The organism is Antarcticibacterium flavum, assembly GCF_006159205.1.
GTDB lineage: Bacteria > Bacteroidota > Bacteroidia > Flavobacteriales > Flavobacteriaceae > Gillisia > Gillisia flava.
In genome coordinates this window covers 587,687-608,258 of sequence record NZ_CP040812.1, presented here as the reverse complement: position 1 = coordinate 608,258, position 20,572 = coordinate 587,687, and the positions used below count along the sequence as shown (strand labels likewise).

Below are 20,572 nucleotides of genomic sequence, written 5' to 3'. Positions count from 1 at the left end.
GGAGTATGGAGACAATTACACGAACTGAAAACCGAACAGGAAACAGGAAACAGGAATCAAGAACCAGTATGGAGACAAAAACATGAACTGCCGAAAACCGCACCCAAACAGAAAACAGAAAACAGTAAACGGTAAACAGAAAACCGAAAACCGAAAACTGTCGCAATCACCCCTTAAAGCTGTCGGTGTAACCCCTTATTTTTCAGCATAAATCTAAGTAACTTTATCTGTATTTAAAATTCCTGGATTATGAAAAATAAAGAAGAATTCATCAGAAGATTTAATGAGGCCTTTTCAAATAATGATCTGGATCTTATCCTCGGCCATATGAGCGACGATATTGAATGGGTATTTATTGGGGAAAAGACCATGAAAGGCAAAAAAGCTGTGGAGGAATTTATGGAACCAATGAAAAACATAGAGACCCTGGAGATGGAGCTGCAGCAAATTATTATACAGGATGGGGTTGCAGCAGCAAACGGCAGGATGAAGATCAAAGAACCTACAGGTGAAATAAAGAGCTTTGGGTTTGCCGATTTCTACGAGTTTACAGGACAGGAGGCCCTAAAGATCAAGAAAATGACTTCCTATGTGAGTGGGATCAAGGAAGATTAAAATCCCATTGGTGTCGCGGGAAGAATCAAGAATCAAGAGCCACTGGCGTCCGGTAAACCAAATTAAATCCTACCTTAATACCATGGAAAAAGGGAGTCCTCGTTTTCGACCACAGACTCCCTTTAAAGGTTCCACTTAAAGCGGACATTATGGACAAAATTACAAGAAATTCTGGAATGCCAGTTCTCGGACAGCTGTTATCTTTTATTCCCCGAAGCAATTTTAACCGTTTAGTTGGCCAATTAGGTACAGATCGCTATACCAAACGATTTACATCCTGGGATCACCTGGTCTGTATGTTGTTTGCGGTTATTGAGAATGTTGGCGGACTACGTGAGTTATGCTCTGGTTTAGCAGCACATAATCAAAGTTTAAAACATTTAGGAATGAGTTCTATGCCATGCAGAAGCACCGTGAGTGATGCTAATATGCGCCGGTGTTCTGAGTTGTTTGAAAAAACCTTTATAAGCATATATAAGCAGCACTATCGTTTTTTCTCGGACAGCAATATACCTAAAAATGAAAAATGGCTCTCCAGGCTGTTTTTGGTTGACTCTACCACTGTTACGTTATTCAAGAATATAATGAAGGCCTGTGGTAACGCTATGGCCAATGGGAGGCGTAAAGGAGGTGTCAAAATACATACAGGAATGTGGCTAAAAGAACAGGTTCCTTCCTTAATAATGATTACTAAGGCAGCGGAAAATGATAAAAATTTTATGCCCCGATTTAAAAAACTTCCTGCACAGACTATTGTAGTTTTTGATAAGGCATACTTAAATTTTGGTTTATTTATTCATTGGAGTAAAAACGATGTCAGTTTTGTAAGCCGACTGCACAAAAGATGCAAAGTAACTTGGGGGAATTATAACCTCTTAACTAAGGAGGATGAGCAATATGGCATATTGGGAGACTGTAGAGCAGAATTAGGGCATAGCCAACAAAAACAAAAAGTAAAATGCCGCATTATAAAGTTTTATGATAACAAAGAGCAACGGGAAATTGAATTTATTACCAATGATATGCAGCTGGCTGCCTGCACTATTGCAGAAATATACAAGCAGCGATGGCAAATTGAACTTTTATTTAAAAGACTCAAGCAAAACCTCAAGATCACCAGCTTTATTGGCGATAATGAGAATGCAATACGTATTCAAATCTGGTGTGCACTTATAGCAGATTTACTGGTCCAAATAGCTCGAAAAGGGTCGCGACGTTGTAGATTATCTTATTCGGTGATTTGCGGGCTATTTAGACTTCATTTAATGAATTATGTGAGAGTTACAGACTTACTTTTAAAATCAGCAGATCCTAACATTTATCCTAAAAATATACAGCTTGCCCCTAACCTTTTTGACATAGGACCCCCATAGATTGAAAATAAAAATCGAAGTGAGGTAGAATCAAGGCTTATAAAGATTAAATCAGGAAATACTATTTTTACCGGACGCCAGTGAATCAAGAGCCAAGAAACAAGAGCCAAGAGCCAGGAAACAAGAAACAAGAGACAAGAGACCTTGGTAGATTACTGGTTATCAAAATTTCAATTTAGAATGTTCCATTGGTGAGATGGGATATTTTTGATGGACAAAGACTAAAAATTTCAGAAAAAATGGAAAAGATAAATCAAAAGATCATTCCTCATCTCTGGTTTGATTCAGATGCTGAAGAAGCGGTTGAATTCTATACTTCCCTTTTTAAAAATTCGGCTATACAAACTATTACCAGGTATCCCGGGGTGGGGCAGGAGATCCATCAAAAGGAGGAGGGAAGCGTGATGAACATAGATTTTGTGCTGGAAGGTTATCAATTCCTGGCATTGAATGGAGGCCCACACTTTAAATTCAATCCGTCGATCTCATTCTTTGTGATTTGCGATAAGGATGAAATAGATCACCTGTGGGAGAACCTGTATGCCGGCGGGAAGGCCCTTTTGCCACTGGCCGCCTACGACTGGAGCCCCAGGTATGGCTGGTTGCAGGACCGGTACGGCCTCAACTGGCAGCTCATGACAGAGGACAGCGGGCAGGAGGTTTCCCAAAAGATATGCCCCCTGCTGTTCTTCACCGGCAAGAGTCATGGGAAGGCAGAGCAGGCTATTCACTTCTACACCTCGGTCTTTAAAGATTCCGAAATTGAGGGGATACTTAAGTATGAGGAGCAGGATAAAAATGAGTATGCCGTTGGCACCGTAAAACATGCACAATTCCAGCTGCTGAAGGAAACCTTTATGGCGATGGACAGCGGGATGGAGAATGACTTTCCTTTCAATGAGGCGATATCATTTATTGTGCAGTGCAGGGATCAACAGGAGATTGACTATTACTGGGAACAGCTTACCGAAGGTGGCGATCCCCAGGCGCAACAATGCGGCTGGCTGAAGGATAAGTTTGGTGTTTCCTGGCAAGTGGTGCCGGAAGGTATGGATGCTTTGCTGAATGATCCCGACCAGGAAAAAGCAAACCTGGCTATGAAGAAAATGCTGAAAATGAAGAAAATTGATATGAACGCCTTGAAAGAAAATTTATGATTACACGGAAATTTATGATTACACGGATTCTAGCGGATTACACTGAAAGGTTTTCCTGAACCCGATGGCGTAGACTTTTAATCCAATGGCGCGGATTTGTAATCCTCCATTTTCTATCTTTTGTCTCTTGTTTCTTGGTTCTTGTTTCTTTTCCAGATGGCGCGGATTTCCAATCCAACCTTCATTTTCTATCTCTTATCTCTTGTCTCTTGTCTCTTGTCTCTTGTCTCCTGGTTCTTGTTTCTTTTCCAGATGGCGCAGATTTGCAATCCGCGACTACCCACTTCCCTTCCGGTAACATTATTTTTTGGGAAAACATTAATACTTTCTCACAAACCGCAGTGGGTTTAAAATACGTAAGTAGTATGATTATTAACCCATTAAATATCAATATTATGAAAAACTACATGTTTTATCTCGCCGCTTTTCTATTTGTTTTTACCTCCTGTGAAAAGGAACCGATGGAACCGGAAGTAATGAATGCACAATTTCAAATGGAAGAGGACCTTCAAAAAGCTCACATTAAAAATGTCCAAAGTTTCAAGGCTCATCTTACCGGGGAGCAGGAGGTACCTAATCCGGTTGATACAGAGGCCACAGGCCAAACAATTTTTAAGCTGAGCAAAGATGGCAGCAGCCTGTCCTACAAATTGATTGTAGCCAATATTGAGATGGTAGCGGCTGCCCACATCCATATTGGAGCACGTGGTACCAATGGGGGAGTGGCTGTAACCCTTTACAACCAACCCACGGAAGGCAGAACCAGCGGAGTCCTGGCCGAAGGGGTGATTACAGATGATATGGTAACCGGTTATACCCTGGCTGAACTTGTTGATATTATGCTGGCTGAAGGTGCTTATGTAAATGTCCACACTTCTCAAAACCCCGGAGGAGAAATCCGCGGGCAGATATCTGCAAATAATTAATCCTTTTGTTTTAGTGAAAACAGGTCTTATCCTAAAGGGTAAGGCCTGTTTTTTGTTTTTATTCCTGGTCCTTTGTTACTTTTTTAGAATTTGGTGTTTGATAGTTGAAATTTCTAAAGGCCACGAATGCACGAATATTTAAAGGGGGGAATTGGAGAGTGGAGAGTGGAAAGTGGAAAGCGGAAAGTGGAGAATGGATAGCGGAAAGGGCACACCACTTTTACCGCCCGCTTTCATCGCTTTTACTTTGAGGATATTTGAAGTCACGCAGTGCCCACCCCGTCTTTCAGGCACCCCTCCGCAGGAGGCGAACCTACATAACATAACTCCGTGCAACTTCTTTTTAAAACTCCGTTTAAACTCTGTTTTTAAGCTACAATTAACCTCAAATTAAAGAGGGAAGTGGAGAGTGGAGAGTGGGGAGTGGAAAATCAGCAGCGCTGAGCCTATTTTTCCTCTCTTCTGTCTTGTCTCTTGTTTCTTGATTCTTGTTTCTTTTTACCAGATGGCGCGGATTTGTAATCCGCGACGATTCCAACCAGCCCCCAATTAACCATTTAACCATTACTCACCTCCTCAACCATCACAGCTTCCTTCTTCTTAGGCTTCCTCCTGTTGGGTTTGAACTTAAAATAGGTAAGGCTTCTCCAAAGCCATTCGACCGGGCCCTGTTTAAAATGCCGTAGCCACAGCTGGCTGAATTTGAGTTGCAGGTGAAAAATAAGGATGGCAACAAGAATATTGATAGCGGGAGAGGTTTGGTCAAAGAGACCCAGGCCAAACTGGTAGAAAATGAGCAGTCCGAAAACCGTTTGCAGCAGGTAATTGGTAAGTGCCATTCTTCCCATTACTCCCAGGGGCGAGAGGAAATTTTGAAAGACCTTCTTCCTATATAACAGGCTTACCCCGGTTATGAAAAATATGGTAAGGCTGGCATTATAGATACTGAAAAGTAATCCCGCCGGCCATTGCAGGGGAGGGGCTATTTCCAGTTGCGGCAGGGTGACGAGTTCGAACAGGTACATAAGCAAGCCGGCAGTAAGCAGGATCAAAACAATGTTTAGGCTAATTTTATTCCACTTTTGAAAATTCTTCAGATTTTTCTCAATGTTGCGGAATAGTCTTCTTCTCCCGGCATAAAGTCCCAGGAGAAAGTAACCCAGGGTCATTAGGAATCTTCCGCTTTCCAGCTGATATTGCATTTTTGCAGCCCAGGAGAGGGTATTTTCCGTAACCACCGTTTGAAGATCGCCAGATTTTATCAACATATAATAGTCGGTGGCCTGGGATGCCATTGGGAACTCGACTTTAGCAGCAGGGACCTGAAAGAGCTCATAGATATGTGTAGGCAGGTTGATGATAAAAAACAAGGAGATTAGTGCAAGCAATTTTGTGGGCAACCGCCTGAAGAACAGCAGGAGCATCCCTAAAACAGCATAAACCGCCAGGATATCCCCTCTCCAGAGACTGTGATGCGCCAGGCCAATGAGAAGTAGCAGGAACATACGCCACAGGTAGGTCGTATTGAAATTTCCCTCGTCTTTTCTCTTGTGGAAATAAAGATAAAAACCCAGCCCAAACAGGAATGAAAAAACAGAAAAGAACTTACCGAAAACAAATGCTCCAAAGATCGCAAAGGCCACATTGTCTGGTAAACTATCATATTTAAAATACACCCCGGGGGGCAAAGCCGCGCCGGTATACCAGAAAACCATATGGGCATAAAGGATCCCGGCAAGTGCAAACCCCCGCAAGATGTCCAGTATCTCAATCCTTTTTCCTTTTCCTGTAGTGATCTCCCTCCCCATAGCTTCTAAAAATAAATATTCTCACCAAATCTGCCCATAGGCTTAAGAAGATATTAGGAACTATAAAAAAGAACAAATTCCAGGTACCAAATTCCAAATTCCCGGCAACAAAATGGACAAGACCCAAGAGACAAGAATCAAGAAACAAGAGTAGGGGGGAGAGAAAATAGAATAGAGAGAAGAGAGAAGAGAAAAAAGGGTACCCAACTTTTACCGCCCGCTTTGTTCGCTTTTACTTTGAGGATATTTGAAGTCACGCAGTGCCCACCCCGCCTTTCAGTCACCCCTCCGCAGGAGGGGAACCCACATAACTCCGTGTAACTCCTTTAATAAACTCCTTTTAAACTATGTGTTTAAGCTACAATTAACCTTAAAGTAAAGAGGATTAACCTCGTCAAAAAATCGAACCCACAACCCATAACTGACAACATTTTTTCAAACCCCAAACCCCAAACACTGCCGGCAACTAACGACTAAAGACTAACGACTAACGACTATCTTAATTCCCAAAACACCAACCTTGTCTTTGAATAACTTTTAAAGAAAAACCGGGATGCAGCCGGTGTCGGTGAAATTTTCAGTAAATTTATAAGCATGCTTCAGTGAAAATCATTTTTTGTTGAAGAGAGATTAGTGGCTGTTTTGCCCTCTATTCCGCATTAATTTAAATCATAAAGTAGTTTATGATCAGGTCTTTTGTTTTAGTTGTACTGCTGTTCTTCCCTCTCCTGTTCTTTCCGCAGGTAAATGACTCCCTGAGGGAACCGATCTTTCCCGTGGAAAAGATGAAGCTTCTCGAGAACATAAACTTCACCTTCGATATGCGTATGGGTTTCCAGGCCTACACTTTTAGGGGCGGGGATAATTATTACAACGGCATACAATTCCAGAATGGATTTACAGCCCTGGGAATTTCAGGGAAATTGCACGAGAGGGTGAATTTTACGTTCAGGAACCGTTTTAATAAGAACAGCGAGGTGCAAACCCTGGACAGGTTGGGTAATGATATAGAACTGGCCTACATCGATCTTGAAGTAAGCCCTACGGTAAATGTGCTCCTGGGGAAGATGATCGCCTTCTATGGAGGCTATGAATACGAGTTTAGTCCGCTGTATGTGCTGGAATATAATGATGTTTACAATAACGTCCTGGCATTTGTAACGGGTGCGGGAATTACTTATCAGGTTTTTGAAAACCATAAATTCGGGTTGCAGGTGTTGAACTCGCGCACCATGCATTATGATGACCTGTACGGGGATATAGTTGCTGAAAATATTCAGGAACCCGATTGGCCGGTAGCTTTTGTGGGCAACTGGCGCGGTAATTTTTTCGGCGGAAAGTTGCAGACCATTTACAGCCTTAGCCATTCCAATGAAGTCAAGAGAAGAGGTACCACTTTTTTTACCCTGGGCCACAAATACCAGGACAGGGATTTTACCCTTATGTACGATTTCCATTACAGCTTTGAGCAGGTAGATACCAAGAGAGTGATGACAGCTCTTCTTGGCGATGGCTCGATAGCAGAAAACGTGCTTTATATTGAGAATTGGTTACGGGCAGAGTATAGTTTTAGTCCCAGATTCCAGGGCCTGCTCACCCTTATGACCAGCAGCGCCTATCTTGAAGTGGAGGATAGCCAGAAGCATATGAGAAGAAGCTATGGGATGATCCCCACGATCTATTACAGCCCCTTTAAAAATTTTAATTTCAAATTCTTCCTCGCTTACATAGGCCGTTATTTTGATCATTCCAACTATGCCATTGAAAATTTCGCTGCGTCCAATTATAATAAGAATGAGGTGAGAATAGGTTTTATTGCCCCATTTTTGTTATTCTAACCTTCCACCGCCCTGGATTTTTGAAGGTTAATTATAAGATGTCTATCCAATCAACACTGTCCGGTAAAAGAGTCTGGACTGCCTCCGCTTCTGGAATACAAAACCTGGACTAAAATATAGGTGTATGGAAAACAACACTTTCCCCAATTTTCAAAAGCGTGAATTTTCCTAAACTATTTTGAATTCAAAACCATCCCCTGGTAAAGATTGATATGGTCTTTGACTGTATATAGCAAGGCTTAAAATACATTCGCCTATCTTTAATGGGACAGCATTTGATTAACGGCTTTCGGGGTCCTGGAATTGCCTTTTCACTTTATTGGTCTCTTTTTGTACAAGACTGGTATCCAGCTTAATTATAAAAACCGCGCCCTTATTTTTTGTTGTTTGCACCTCCAGTACTCCACCGTGGGCTTTTATGATATCATGAGTGATGCTAAGCCCCAGGCCTGTTCCTTCGGTTCCCTTTTTTGTGGTGAAGAAGGGGTCCAGGATCTTGTCCTTAATACCATCGGGGATGCCGGGGCCATTATCGGCTATAGCTATTTCAATGGTTTTGTCCCGGCGTTTGGTATGAATATCCAGTACGGGTTTATAGTTCTTATCAATTTTGACCTTTTCACGCATGGCATCAAAGGCATTTTTTGTCAAATTGATAAGTACGCGGCTAAACTCTTCGCTAACAAGTTCCACCTTTCCTATTTCCTGGTCAAGGTCAAAGTTTACTTTGACATCAATAGGATCCTTACCTGCCCTCATACCGTGGTATGCCAGGTTTACATACTCTTTTATCAAAGTATTTACATTGGTAAGTTCCATCTTTCCAGATCCACCGCGGGAATGTTCCAGCATGGATGAAACGATAGTATTGGCGCGGGTACCGTGTTGATGTATCTTGATAAGGTTCGACTGTATATCAACCAAAAGTTCCTGTAGGTTCTCTGAATGTTCATTTTGCCCTAAATTACCTACCTCCTCCAGGGCTTCATCAATAAGCTCCATAGAAACATCAGAGAAATTGTTGACGAAATTCAGCGGATTTTTAATTTCATGTGCAATACCGGCAGTAAGTTGTCCAAGGCTGGCGAGCTTTTCCTGCTGCACCAGTTGCCCCTGGGCAGCTTTAAGCCTTTCGTGGGCCACCTCAAGGTTGTGGTAAGCCTTTTCTATTTCTTTGGCTTGTTGTAGTTCTCTTTCCCGGGTTTTTTTTCTCTCTCTTTCAAGCAATCGCTTTCGTTGATAATTGTCAACAGAAAAAATACCGCCAATGAAAAACAAAGTGTAGAAACCATTTAATAAATGTGTTGGGGGAATAGGGAAAAGTCAATCCTATTTACCGGGATGGCGAGGATTTGCAATCCGCGACGATTCACACTAATGAATCAGGAATTAAAGTCTCCCAACATAACGACTCCCGACTCCCCGGTTTCCGCAGTTATTACAGGTGGCGAGTATATTTCTTCCTCGCCCAAACCCTACCGTCTTGATTGGCCGGTAATTTTAAGGTGCTAGTAATATTGTCGTTGTGAATCCAGCCACACCCCGATCCACTATCGGGGCTTAAAAAAAGGGAAGGAGCTTTTAAAATTTGCTGGCGCAGAAGGAGAGAGATTTAAAAAAATAATTAAAGAAAGATTCTCCAGGAAGATCAAAAAAAGAATTACCTTAACTGTTGCTAATCAAAAGCTTATATCGATTAAGCGTTAAAACGGAAAAGTTGTATTCCGTCTTTTTCTTTCCCCGGAATCGAACATTCTTCGGATTACTTAAATACTAATTTTTAAAACTTAGAAACTATGAGTGTACTTATGATTCCAATTCTGGCGGGTGAAGTTGAAAACTGGAAAAAAATGTCGCAGGAAATCAGCGGCTCCAAAAAGAAAGAATTTGAAGACTTCAACAAGAGGTATGAGCTTACCCGGCACGATGCCTGGCTAGCAGAAAGCGATTCAGGGGATTTAGCTGTAGTTATGCATGAGGGCCCGGGTGAAGAGCAATTCATGAAAAAGCTTGCTGGATCAAACCACGTTTTCGATACCTGGTTCAGAAGCAAGATTTCCGCAATTCATGGCGTTGACTTTTCACAGGAGTCAAATTCAAAACCTCTTCAACAATATATTGGATCCCAACATTAACAGAAGAGTAGTTTTTCAGGCCGAAAACTATCGGCCAAAGAGTTCGCAGCTAATTCAGATTTGCGGAAATTTTTCTCCGCCAAAACCCTTCCGGTCCTGGTAGGCCGTGGAGGTTTGAGTTGTGAGTAATATCGTCGTAGCCAATCAAGCCACCCCCCGACTAACTATCGGGGCTTGACAAAAGGGAAGGAGCTTTTAAAAACTTGTAAGCCTAATATTGCGCTGGCGCGGATTTGCAATCCGCAATGACCTAATACGAGATTCACGCATTAACGAACTAACGAACCTCGCATTCGCGAATTAACCGATGGCACGGATTTGTAATCTGCGACGATTCACACAGCAGATTATCGAATTACTGAACTAACGAACTAACGACACCCCAGTCAACGACTCCCTTATTAACTACTTAACCAATTCCTCTATTTCCCAATACATTTTTTGACTTTCCCCAATACATGCGGTGTGACAAACGAAGGTACAAGAAGGTACATTAAATTGACAGGGGAATTCATGTTTTAAAATCGCCAAAAATTTCATGGTATTCTCGCTAATTCTCTCCCATCATACTGGTTAAATTTTTTTTCTGCTTTAAGGTTTTTTTTATCGCTCCAGGTGAAGCCTTGAACTATTTAGAAGGAAGAAGAACAAGCAATTTGTGGCCACCAATTAACAGATTGATTTACGAATTAATTTTTTGCAGTTGCTTCAAACGATAATGGTAATCCTGGATATAATTTCGCTGGGTAGATTTCTCCAAAAAGGAAGCATTGCTCAACTCGACGATTTCTTCCGAACTTTCCAGCATGCTCGCCATAATTTGATTAAACTGCTTTGGTTTGATTTCCACCTTTTCTGCCAAAATTTTAAATTGTCCGGCAATAGTGGTTTGTGCCATGTGTTTGGGCAACAAGCCCTCCTCCAGGGCGAAATTGCTATCATCTACATGAATTCGAGTATTGAGTAAATCATAAGCTGGGCTTAACCGGTGATCCCCCATAGGTGTTTCAAGAATAGCGAAATTTTTTAAATGAGCGTCACCGTTGGAAAACAGATAATTAAACACCAAAAGTTTAAATAATTTGGGCGTTTCAATACGATAAGCCGGAAGGAACTTTTTCATCAGTTCAAATAATTCGAGGTAATTTCCTTCATATTTATAATGTTCGCCATGGGTTTGAGGCGTTTTACCGGCAAGGGTGGCAAAATCTTCTTTGGCTTTTTTCGAGCCATCTGGTTTTACATCAAACCGTTTGGTAATGTAGGCGGGAGCTTCATTTTGGAAAAAGATGAGTGCATTTTCTGCAGTTTCAATATTGAATATTTGGCGAGCAATCTGCATGGTTAAATGCTCATTAGCGGGCATTTGATCGCGTTTCCTACCAAAATGTGGAATAGGTTTCAATATATGAGTGCCTTGCTCTCCTTCTTTGATGAGACGTAGCTTGTTTTTCTCCAGAAGTACTGAGAATTTTTCCTGTACTCCGGATATTGAAATACGCTGTTGATTGTCTTCAAAAAGTTTATCTGTTTGTTGGTTGGAGTTCGGTGCTTCATATGGTAACACATGAGAAACCTTACGACTATCAAAAACATGTTTTAAGCAGGTTCTGCTATATGTACTGAATCCTTCTGCCAATGTTCCTGGACAATGATTTACTTTCATTTAAATTTTATTTTTTTTTAACTGTAACAGCTCCTACCGTGTCATATCGGGCCGTAGCCATAAGAATCCCAAAGTAGTCATCGATGTCCAGTCGATTTGCCTTACATACACTTAGTCGATTGGTTCCTTCCGGAAGCATATTGTAAAAAAAAGGGAATAGGTATTCAGCGTGATATTCCGGTTGGGATCGGGGTAGGGTAAGACTAATAGATGGATTTGCCGGATCAGCCAGCCAGGCTTCCAGATACCGGAAGGTAAAACTTCCGTCGTCATGCTGTTCTAATATACCTGCTTCCTCTCCTTTATAGAATATAGTAGCTTGTCTCATTCAGAACTTACGTTTTTAATTTGCAAGGTGATTTCCATTCCCAGGATATCTGTAATTTTCTGTAGTGAGTGGAGTGTGGGATTAGCCTGCCCGGTCTCTATCTTGTATAGAGTATTAATTCCAATATCAGCCATATCGGCTAATTGACGCTGAGTGATGCGCAAGTGATCCCTGCGCTGTTGAATCATCTGGCCAATTTTCTGTGTTGCTCCCATTTATTAAATCTTTAGCTCTTAATCCACATTCTATTGTGAATTAAGAGAACGAATTTATGAATGGTGGTAAAATTACATATAAATCCACACTTTAGTGTGAAATTAAAGATATTATTATCTTTGTCGGGAGAAAGTTTGTGAAAATCCACAATATAATGTGAATTCAAAGAAAGTTTTTTAAATCAGAAGGTATTAGCTGTTTATCAGATTTACGAATTAGACAAATTTCTACTACCTCAATACATCTTTTAACTTTTCCCAGTATATGCGGTGTGACAAACGAAGGTACAAGAAGGTACATTAAAATGGCAGGACAATTCACCTTTTATTTTTAATAAGATTTATCGAAAAGAGTTCACCTGTTTTCTCTCTTTTTAGTTTCAACTTTACCTTCATAATTAAAACTTATCTCACCAGGTGAATATCAAAAATCCAGAAAGAACTATATTCTAGTGAATGATAAAATTCGATGAAAAACTATGGATATATACATTATTTCTGGAAAATTTTTTGAATTTTCAGCTTTCTAGAAAACTAATTGTTGATTTTAGTGAACCCTTACTGATCTGAGATGTTGTGATTGTTGGAGGTCCTATAAAAGTTCACGTCTCTTTATTTACAGGGAAAAAAAACCGAAAAAGTAGCGCCTTTTCCCAGTTGGCTTTTCACCTCAATACTTCCGCCGTTATTTATCAACATACGTTTGATGATATAAAGACCCATTCCTGTACCCTCAATTTTGTAGGACACCCTGGTAGATTTTTGAAAGATTGCATCCTGATGCTCCTCTGCGATTCCCATTCCGTTATCTTTTACCTTCAAAAGTACATGACCATCTTTTTTAGCCGTAGAAACAACGATCTTTAAGGCTTCTCCGGCTTTCTTATATTTTATGGAATTCCGCAGCAGGTTATACAAGATACTTCTCAGATTATTTCTTGAGAAGATAATGTCTGAAGTCTGAAAATCGGTAGATATAGAAATACCTTTATTAAAGATTTCCGGTTTTAAAGAAACGATCACGTCCTGGGCTATGTTCTCAATATTTACCCTTGCCGGTTCTGCGTTCAGTTCGGGTTGATCCTCATTCTCTGCTATAAAATCTTTTAGCAGGTCCCTCATGGCATTTGAGCTGGATTTAAGCGTAGCTATATACTTTTTGAACTGAGGCGTGTTCTGTTTTTCATAAGCATTTATCAATGCATCAGAAAGCAGCACAATGGCCGAAAGCGGCTGCCGTATGTCGTGGGAAAGAGCGTCTATAAGTGTATGGTATTCAGAATTTAATTTTTCAAGTTCTCCTATAGCCTTTATTCTCTTCGTGATATCCACAAAAGTCATGATTACTCCATCGTTCCTGTTCTCCTCAAAAACTCTATAGGGAAGAATATTCATTTGGAACCATTTCCCGTCTGTTGTCTGGACTTCCTTCTCCAGGATCTCCCCCGTTTGGATCACTTCTTCTATGTTCTCAATTAGAGTTGGAAAACGGAAATTTTCTTTCACGTCATGAATATCTCTGTCTATGTCCTCATCTGTGAGAGAGAACTGCTTCATCGCAGGAGGGGTGAATTTCTTCAGAATAAGATTTCCATCGATGAAAAGCTGCGGAATTATAGTATTGGCAAAATAATTCTCGAGATCCTGATTTTTCTTATAATTATCTTCTGAATCATTTTTATCAATGACTCCAGATATACGACTAAATATCATACTTCGAATTTGTTAAAGGTAGCAATTAATAATGATATAATCAGCTTGCTACGGAAGCAATAAAATTAGTTTGAGTTTCCGGACTGAAATATTTTATGCTGATGATTAAACTTAAACAAACATCATTTTTCCTGCTTAATGATCTTTTTTTCTGTAGTTGTTATCCTTTTAAGTATAGTTGAAAGTATTAAACTGAACAGTACAAAACCAATGAAAATCATAAAACCCGGTTGTAAGGAGGTTTTGTTAGTGGAAATACTCACCAGGGAATCAGTTTCCATATTAAGATTTGAAAGTTGGTTATCAAGTATTCCCTGGAAACCTATATAAGCCATAAAAACAGCGATCACGTAAACATCGGCCATACTCCATTTTCCCGATTTAAAAGCAAAGAATTTCAGGACCTTGTTCTTTCGTGCTTTATCATTTCCTGCCAGATAAATTTGTGTAGCCAGTAACTTGGCTACAGGAAATACAATACTAAAGACAAGAATAAGAAACCCTACGAAGTACGAGTCTATCTTGCCGGTGTTTAAGAGTATTCCTATTACCTCCAGGATGCTCTTGCTTTGAAAGAAGATCACCTGATCATTGAAGGTGATACTTTCTCCAATTAGTGAAAAATTAACCTGTTGAAATCGAGCATCAATTTCGATCATGGGTGCAGTAAGGCCCGAAAACAAAACCACCAGAGATACCAGGACCGAAATAATGAAAAGCGGAGTGTGTACAGCTTTTTGATTTCTCAACAGCCACCACAGGAGAAGAAATACGCCAATAATCCCCAATAAAATATAGGTGTGAAAATAAGTCTCAGCCTCCAGATCAAATATTTTTTCAGGAATTTTTTTATTGAATTCAATAAGGTCTTCCACCTCATACTTATCCAAAAGCGCTTTTATTCTTAGGGTTGCTATTTGGGAATCATCATAGGTAAGGTCGCTGTATTCCTGTAATTTGCTCTTAATTACATATTTTAGAGCCTCCTTGTTTTCCGGCTTCTGAATTTCATTGACAATTGTCTGGGCGAACATGGGAACAAGAGCTCTTATTTTATCTTCGGGCACAAGGGTCTTTACTGCAAATTTTCGAAGTTTGGCCTTAATTCCTTTCTGTTTTTGATCCAGAATATCTGCTCCCTTGTCGATTCCCGCCGTAAGTATGTTTTCAACCTGGTGAACCAGGGTGTCCTCCTGAGCCTCCGTGAATTCAAATTCATCAATCCGGTTTAGAACCATTGTAGTAAGATGGTCCCGCCAGATGTTAACAGACATTATTCCATGGGTGATACTGTTAAGCTCACTGTAATCCCTTTTAATATCGGCTACTTCTGAAGAGTACTTATAGACCGAATAGCTGCTCCATCCCGCGAGTAGTAATAAAGCACCAGCGAGAAGAATCAAAACAAATTGTTGTAAGGTCCTGGACATGGAAGTTGAAATTTATTAAAGGTAGTCTTTAGGATTGAGTAGCCCGCTTTTGCAACTTACCTATTAACAAAATGAAATGAAAGGGAGTCTAAGGGATTTCTTAAGTCTATTATTCTTTCTATAATCTAATAGAAATTCCGGATAAAAATTTTTTGATCTATGTTTGCTGGTACAAAGGATCAATTATAAATTCAATTGCATTCCAAAATTTTACATTGTGGAATTGTCCCACAATACATTATTTTACTTTCCCCTATACATGCGGGGTAACATTTGAAGGTACAAGAAGGTACATTAAATTGACAAGGGATTTAGCTATGAATTCTTTCTAAATTTTTCAGTAATAAATTCACCAGTTAGTTCGCTTTTCCTGCTGTTATCCTGTGGCTATACCTTTTAAAATCTTACATTCGTTTTTGATATAACGAGTTGGCAACAAGCTAAAGAATATTCGAAGATGAAATTTAAAAGTAGAAAAGATTTATTTTTCCAACTATTGAGCTTCGGACTTAGTGGATTATTCTGCGGGATTATTGTGTTTAGAGCATTTTCAAACGGCTATGAATTTGTTTGGACGGATATTTTAATGCTATTAGTTGTCGGGTTTTTAATGTGGTTGAATTTTGGAACCGAATACGAACTTACACAAACGGAATTAAAATATAAAAGCGGACCAGTACGTGGAAAAATAAAGCTTGAACGGATAGTAGAAATAATAGAAGGAAAAACTCTCTGGTCAGGATTAAAACCTGCAACTGCAAGAAATGGCTTGATAATAAAGTATGATAAATACGACGAAATCTATATTAGCCCAAAAACCAACAATACATTCCTGACTAAAATCCTGGAATTAAATAAGGATATAAAAATAACTTCTGGTCGCAAAAAGCCAGTTGCCAACAATGGTAACCGTTGCACAAGCCTCTAATTCTGCAAAATCAATTTGAAATAAGCCTTTTTCAGGAACTTTAGGCTTCAATTCAGAATCTTAATAACTCAAATGAAGTTGTCTTACAGGTAAGTTTATAAGCTCCTGGAGGAGGTTTTTAAAAGGCGAAAGCGAAGCAAGCTGTCCTGCTCCCGATTTTACCCGTTTTGTTGTGAATTTCAGATATTTTTTGAGGTTATATGCAATGGCGGCCAGGTGCATACATTTGTTTGCCTGGCGAATTCCGATGGTGTTTATTTTCCGTAGGCCCATAAATTCCTTGAGAGTTCCGAAGACAGGCTCCACCGTGCTTTGGCGTTTGCCTTTCATATAACGGCCGCGCCTGCTTTTTATTCGTTCAATATTCCTGTCATACTCCTCGCGATATGCGGTAATGTTGATCCTTTTTTCGTGGCTTTTCCCGATGCAGGCGGTTTTTATGGGACAGCCTTTACAATCTGCTCTTGTAGTAAAATAATTATCCTTTAGGTTTCCGTTTTCCATTTTCTGATTACGGTGAGTTACCTTTTTCCCATGGGGACATAGCCAGTAATTCCCTTCTTTGAAATATTGGAATCCTTCAGGCCCGCCCTTGTAGGTTCCGTGTGGAGGAATGTAAGTGGTGAGACCTTTGTTTTCGAAATATGCATAATTTTCACCGCTGCTGTAACCGGCATCTGCCAGTACATTTTCCCAGATGAGGCCTTCCCGGCGAAGACGTCTGTTTAATCTCCCGGCGGTGTCCTGAAGGTATTTAGTGTCTTTTTTATCTGCGTGGTAGGCTTGTACATCTGTTATCACATTTGTCCTGGTATCAACGGCGATGTTGCACAGATAATTCAGTTTCCTGGCCTTACCGGGTTTGACACTAATCCGCGCATCGGGATCTGTAGGGCTGTAATGGGTTTTGTTACTGGTGTATTTACTGCCTTTGTTTTTTGCGCCGGGTTTCATATCCTGGTCTTCGCTCCATCTTTTGTTTCGGCTCTTGATTTCCTGTAGTTCAGATTTACTGGCCGTTATACTTTGTTGTTCTTTAGGAGCTTTGTTCCCTTTGGCCTTTCGGTCACTGCTGCTTTGCACACGCAGCTTTGAGAGATGCTCCTCGAGATCTTCTGCCGGGACTTTAAGCTCCAGGCTATCCATAGAAGCATTGGCTTTTACGGGAGCTGAATCTATAGCCTGTGTATGGCCGCTTACAAGTCCTGCTTCAATGCATAATTTCAATACCCGGGTAAAGACCTCTTCAAAAATATCATCGGGAAAAAGTTTACGGGTACGGCTTATGGTGCTGTGCCAGGGAAGTTCCTCATCGACATCATATCCCAAAAAATAAAGGATGTCCAGTCGCATGGCGCAGTGGTCCATCACGCCACGATCTGTAGTGATATTCTCAAGATATCCCACCAGGCAGATCTTGAAATACACCACGGGGTCGATACTTTTTTGTCCGCTCCCGCCGTAGAATTTTTGAGTAAGCGGATAGAGGAAATCCAGGTTAAGGGCTTCCTTTAATCTGCGATAAAAATTTTCTTTGGGAATTCGGTCACTCAACCTAAACGAAGTGAAGAGTTTTTCCTGATAGTCTTTTTTGCCTTGCATTCCATGAAATTACCTAATTTCAGTAACTTGTGCAACAGGCACAATGTATAAAAACAATGCTATCTTTAGTGCTTAATCGAAACTCCGTGCTTGTTTGCTGCGTCTGATTTTCCTGCGGAAAATCATCGCTGGCAAGCCCGCACTGATTTTTATACGGGACGTTGCCCACAATTTTAAAGAAAATTAATGACTCATAAAGAATTACTTGAAAAAGGATATCTCCCTAAAGAACTCCCTCCTCCATTCGAAAGCAAAACATTTTCACAAAAAGTAGACGAAATCACAGCAGAATGGGATACGTATTTTAGTTCGTTGAGTAGAAGCCAAAAATTAGGATTTTTGGAATCAAAATGGAGTAATTTCTCAATTCCAAAAGTACAATTATCAAGAAGAATAGTAAATATTCCTAATCCTTTGCACCATTCAAAGCTATGTAAAACAATAGCTGATAATTGGGCTGAAATCGAAGAGATATTTAAAAAGTCTCAAATTTCCTCCAGTACTCCTGCGCCTGATAAGCAGAAACTTAGAACACTAATTCCTCAACATAGCTTTGGAGAATTTAAAAGAAGAAGATTAGGTAAATCTTTTGATAACTTATATGAAGTTAAAACAGACGTTTCAAGGTTCTATGGAACAATTTATACTCACTCAATACCGTGGTTAATACACACGAAAGCAACTGCAAAAGCAAATAGAAATGACTTTTCTCTTCTGGGAAATGCTATTGATAAAGATCTAAGAAATCTAAATTCGGGACAAACTATTGGGATTCCTGTAGGACCTGACACTTCTTTAGTGGTAGCAGAAATAATAACATCTCTAATAGATGAACTTCTTCAAAGTAAATTAAAAAAGATTAAATCGTTTCGCTTTATTGATGACTATTTTCTTTACTGCGACAGCTATTCTGATGCCGAGAACGCATTTAAATTTTTACAATCTACTTTAACTGAATACCAGCTGGACATAAATGAAGAAAAGACTAGCATATCTAAAGCTCCATTTGCTTTTGATAGTAAATGGTCTATAGAATTAGGATCATTTAATTTTAGAAAAAGAGCCGATTCCCAACTAACAGATATTGAAAGGTTCGTTAGTCTATCTCTTATGCATTCCGCTCAAAATCCAAAAGATTCGGTTTTACTTTTTACGATACAAGTTTTAAAATATTTACCATTATTTGATGAAAATTGGGATTTATATGAATCCTTAATTTTAAAAATAGGCATAACAGAACCAAGAACATTGCCAGTAGTAACTGAAATACTTTCTTCAAATAGAAGTAGAATTTCTAAGAAAAAAATAAGGAGTATTGTCAAGAAAATAATTAAAATACATTTACCTAAAGGTCATAACTATGAAATAGCTTGGGCACTATGGATGTGTATAGAATTTGACTTAAAAATTAAAGATAAAGTAGCGGAGAAAATCTTTGCATCAAACGATAAAATATCCATTCTAATTGGACTAGACTTAAAAAGCAGAGGATTAATTAATGGTACAGTTTCCATTTCTGACCTTGATGATGACTTAATGAATGAGGATTTAATGGATGAGAATTGGTTATTCATATACGAAAGCATAAAAAAAGGCTGGTTATCTCCAATGATTGATCCAGTGGCAGACAACAAATATTTCGAAATTTTAAAGACTAAGGGGGTTTATTTCTACAATGAAAACGCTAGAGTAAAAACATTTCAGATCAAAAACCCGAAAACTGAAATTGATGATTCTACTAAAAAGCCAAAAGAGGTAGAAGCAAAAAGAGTTATTTCTGTTGGAGGTGGCGGCGGAGGAGGCGCATACTAAAACTGTGGGCAACAACGGTTAACACAAATACGGCAGACCAGTCAAAAATGGCATTTTTGAGTACCTCTAAAAATAGAAGATAAAAGACCAATTGCGTACCCCAACTCGCACTTACGTTAACCGGGACGTTGTGAGCTATTACAAAAAAATAAAAAAGTCAAAAAAGGTTAAATGAAGAGAACAACAAAACGAGTTGCAACTTCCGTGTTTTTCATAATACTTATTCTTTTCTGTGTATCAGTATATAATTTTATTTCCAATAAGAAAATTCTAAAATCAGCTGAACTTGCAAGAGCGTTTGTGACTGACACTATTCCTTTCGATTATGCGCCATCTGGCCATATGCTGATAAAGGTTAAAATCAACGGAAGCGACAAATCTTATCCCAATTCGAAATTCCGTGCTCACTTGCAACGCTTGATTGTCCTGCGGACAATCAAGCTCACAAGCTCGCACTGTTTTTATACGGGACATTGTGCACAGCTAAATGAAACCAAAAGAGTATCCTGAAATATTATACAAATATCGTTCTTGGAGTAACGAATATCACCGAAAAATAATTACGGAAAACCAATTATATTTATTCTGATAAACAAGAATCTAGTTTTTCCGTTGAACAATTTCCTAAAGGTTGGGCTGGGAAGAAAAAACTCTATCGAGCAATAGACGAGAAAGTAAATCTGATTATATATGATTTAACTAAATCGGTGGAGAGAGAACCAAATGATGATTGGTGAATTTCCGTTCATGACGGTCTGGATCCATTATTTTAAATAATATTCTGTTGCGTCATTTTTAAACTCTCAAGAACTTGATCCTCCTATTGGTTTAGACCTAAAATGATATCATCTAACTTTTCACAAATATCCTGTGCGTTATAGACCGAGGACGTGTTATTTTCGATTGCTTGAAGAATATCGTCCAGTCTTGAACATATATCTGATGCATCATAAACTGGCGAGGTATTAATTTCAATAATTCCCAACCTGGAATCAATAGATTCTAATAAACTTATCATGGTATCTG

At 39.5% G+C, this 20,572-nt stretch carries 17 protein-coding genes; 8 read left to right on the top strand and 9 right to left on the bottom strand.

Annotated features, from left to right (window positions below):
• Positions 1-249: 249 nt before the first annotated feature.
• The 4 genes from FHG64_RS02720 (at position 250) to FHG64_RS02705 (ending at position 4,071) form a co-directional block, all read left to right on the top strand.
• Complete coding sequence (locus FHG64_RS02720) at positions 250-615, top strand: nuclear transport factor 2 family protein (protein WP_139064965.1); 366 nt, start codon at positions 250-252, stop codon at positions 613-615.
• A 149-nt stretch (positions 616-764) separates the two neighbouring features.
• Positions 765-1,988 (top strand): IS4 family transposase, encoded by a 1,224-nt coding sequence (locus FHG64_RS02715; protein ID WP_139064964.1) that lies wholly within the window; start codon positions 765-767, stop codon positions 1,986-1,988.
• A 239-nt stretch (positions 1,989-2,227) separates the two neighbouring features.
• Positions 2,228-3,145, top strand: coding sequence for a VOC family protein (locus FHG64_RS02710; protein WP_139064963.1), 918 nt, complete (start codon positions 2,228-2,230; stop codon positions 3,143-3,145).
• A gap of 395 nt (positions 3,146-3,540) precedes the next feature.
• Complete coding sequence (locus FHG64_RS02705) at positions 3,541-4,071, top strand: CHRD domain-containing protein (RefSeq protein ID WP_218937542.1); 531 nt, start codon at positions 3,541-3,543, stop codon at positions 4,069-4,071.
• Between the two features lie 557 nt (positions 4,072-4,628).
• Here the strand turns inward: FHG64_RS02705 and FHG64_RS02700 are convergent.
• On the bottom strand, positions 4,629-5,879 hold the full coding sequence (locus FHG64_RS02700; protein WP_139064962.1) for a DUF418 domain-containing protein: 1,251 nt from the start codon (positions 5,877-5,879) through the stop codon (positions 4,629-4,631).
• 683 nt (positions 5,880-6,562) lie between these two features.
• Between FHG64_RS02700 and FHG64_RS02695 the strand changes: the two genes are divergently transcribed.
• The gene (locus FHG64_RS02695; RefSeq protein ID WP_139064961.1) at positions 6,563-7,717 is read left to right on the top strand and encodes a porin; all 1,155 of its coding nucleotides are present in this window, start codon (positions 6,563-6,565) and stop codon (positions 7,715-7,717) included.
• A gap of 279 nt (positions 7,718-7,996) precedes the next feature.
• Here FHG64_RS02695 and FHG64_RS02690 read toward each other — a convergent pair whose 3' ends face one another.
• A complete protein-coding gene (locus FHG64_RS02690) occupies positions 7,997-8,944 on the bottom strand; it encodes a sensor histidine kinase (RefSeq protein WP_168191304.1) in 948 nt (315 codons plus the stop codon).
• 569 nt (positions 8,945-9,513) lie between these two features.
• Here FHG64_RS02690 and FHG64_RS02685 point away from each other — a divergent pair.
• A complete protein-coding gene (locus tag FHG64_RS02685) occupies positions 9,514-9,852 on the top strand; it encodes a hypothetical protein (protein ID WP_139064959.1) in 339 nt (112 codons plus the stop codon).
• A 682-nt stretch (positions 9,853-10,534) separates the two neighbouring features.
• On the opposite strand, the gene FHG64_RS02680 is transcribed toward FHG64_RS02685, so the two are convergent.
• The 5 genes from FHG64_RS02680 to FHG64_RS02660 all read right to left on the bottom strand — a co-directional run bounded on the left by FHG64_RS02680 (position 10,535) and on the right by FHG64_RS02660 (position 15,204).
• Positions 10,535-11,518 (bottom strand): type II toxin-antitoxin system HipA family toxin, encoded by a 984-nt coding sequence (locus FHG64_RS02680; RefSeq protein ID WP_139064958.1) that lies wholly within the window; start codon positions 11,516-11,518, stop codon positions 10,535-10,537.
• Between the two features lie 7 nt (positions 11,519-11,525).
• Positions 11,526-11,846, bottom strand: a complete 321-nt coding sequence (locus FHG64_RS02675; protein WP_139064957.1) for a HipA N-terminal domain-containing protein — start codon at positions 11,844-11,846, stop codon at positions 11,526-11,528.
• Positions 11,843-12,061: a helix-turn-helix domain-containing protein gene (locus FHG64_RS02670; protein ID WP_139064956.1), complete on the bottom strand. Its 219-nt coding sequence runs from the start codon at positions 12,059-12,061 to the stop codon at positions 11,843-11,845. Before FHG64_RS02670 ends, FHG64_RS02675 begins: the two co-directional genes overlap by 4 nt.
• A gap of 612 nt (positions 12,062-12,673) precedes the next feature.
• Entirely contained in the window at positions 12,674-13,774 is a 1,101-nt protein-coding gene (locus FHG64_RS02665; protein WP_139064955.1) for a sensor histidine kinase, read from the bottom strand.
• 122 nt (positions 13,775-13,896) lie between these two features.
• Positions 13,897-15,204, bottom strand: a complete 1,308-nt coding sequence (locus tag FHG64_RS02660) for a paraquat-inducible protein A (RefSeq protein WP_139064954.1) — start codon at positions 15,202-15,204, stop codon at positions 13,897-13,899.
• Between the two features lie 457 nt (positions 15,205-15,661).
• Here FHG64_RS02660 and FHG64_RS02655 point away from each other — a divergent pair, with 457 nt between their 5' ends.
• Positions 15,662-16,132, top strand: a complete 471-nt coding sequence (locus FHG64_RS02655; protein WP_139064953.1) for a PH domain-containing protein — start codon at positions 15,662-15,664, stop codon at positions 16,130-16,132.
• Positions 16,133-16,192: 60 nt separating this feature from the next.
• On the opposite strand, the gene FHG64_RS02650 is transcribed toward FHG64_RS02655, so the two are convergent.
• Positions 16,193-17,734, bottom strand: a complete 1,542-nt coding sequence (locus tag FHG64_RS02650) for an IS1182 family transposase (protein ID WP_218937521.1) — start codon at positions 17,732-17,734, stop codon at positions 16,193-16,195.
• Between the two features lie 186 nt (positions 17,735-17,920).
• On the opposite strand from FHG64_RS02650, the gene FHG64_RS02645 reads away from it, so the two are divergent.
• Positions 17,921-19,546 carry an RNA-directed DNA polymerase gene (locus tag FHG64_RS02645; RefSeq protein ID WP_139064952.1) on the top strand — a complete coding sequence of 542 codons (1,626 nt, stop codon included), beginning with the start codon at positions 17,921-17,923 and terminating at the stop codon, positions 19,544-19,546.
• Between the two features lie 820 nt (positions 19,547-20,366).
• Here FHG64_RS02645 and FHG64_RS02640 read toward each other — a convergent pair.
• Positions 20,367-20,564 (bottom strand): hypothetical protein, encoded by a 198-nt coding sequence (locus FHG64_RS02640; protein ID WP_139064951.1) that lies wholly within the window; start codon positions 20,562-20,564, stop codon positions 20,367-20,369.
• Positions 20,565-20,572 lie beyond the last annotated feature (8 nt).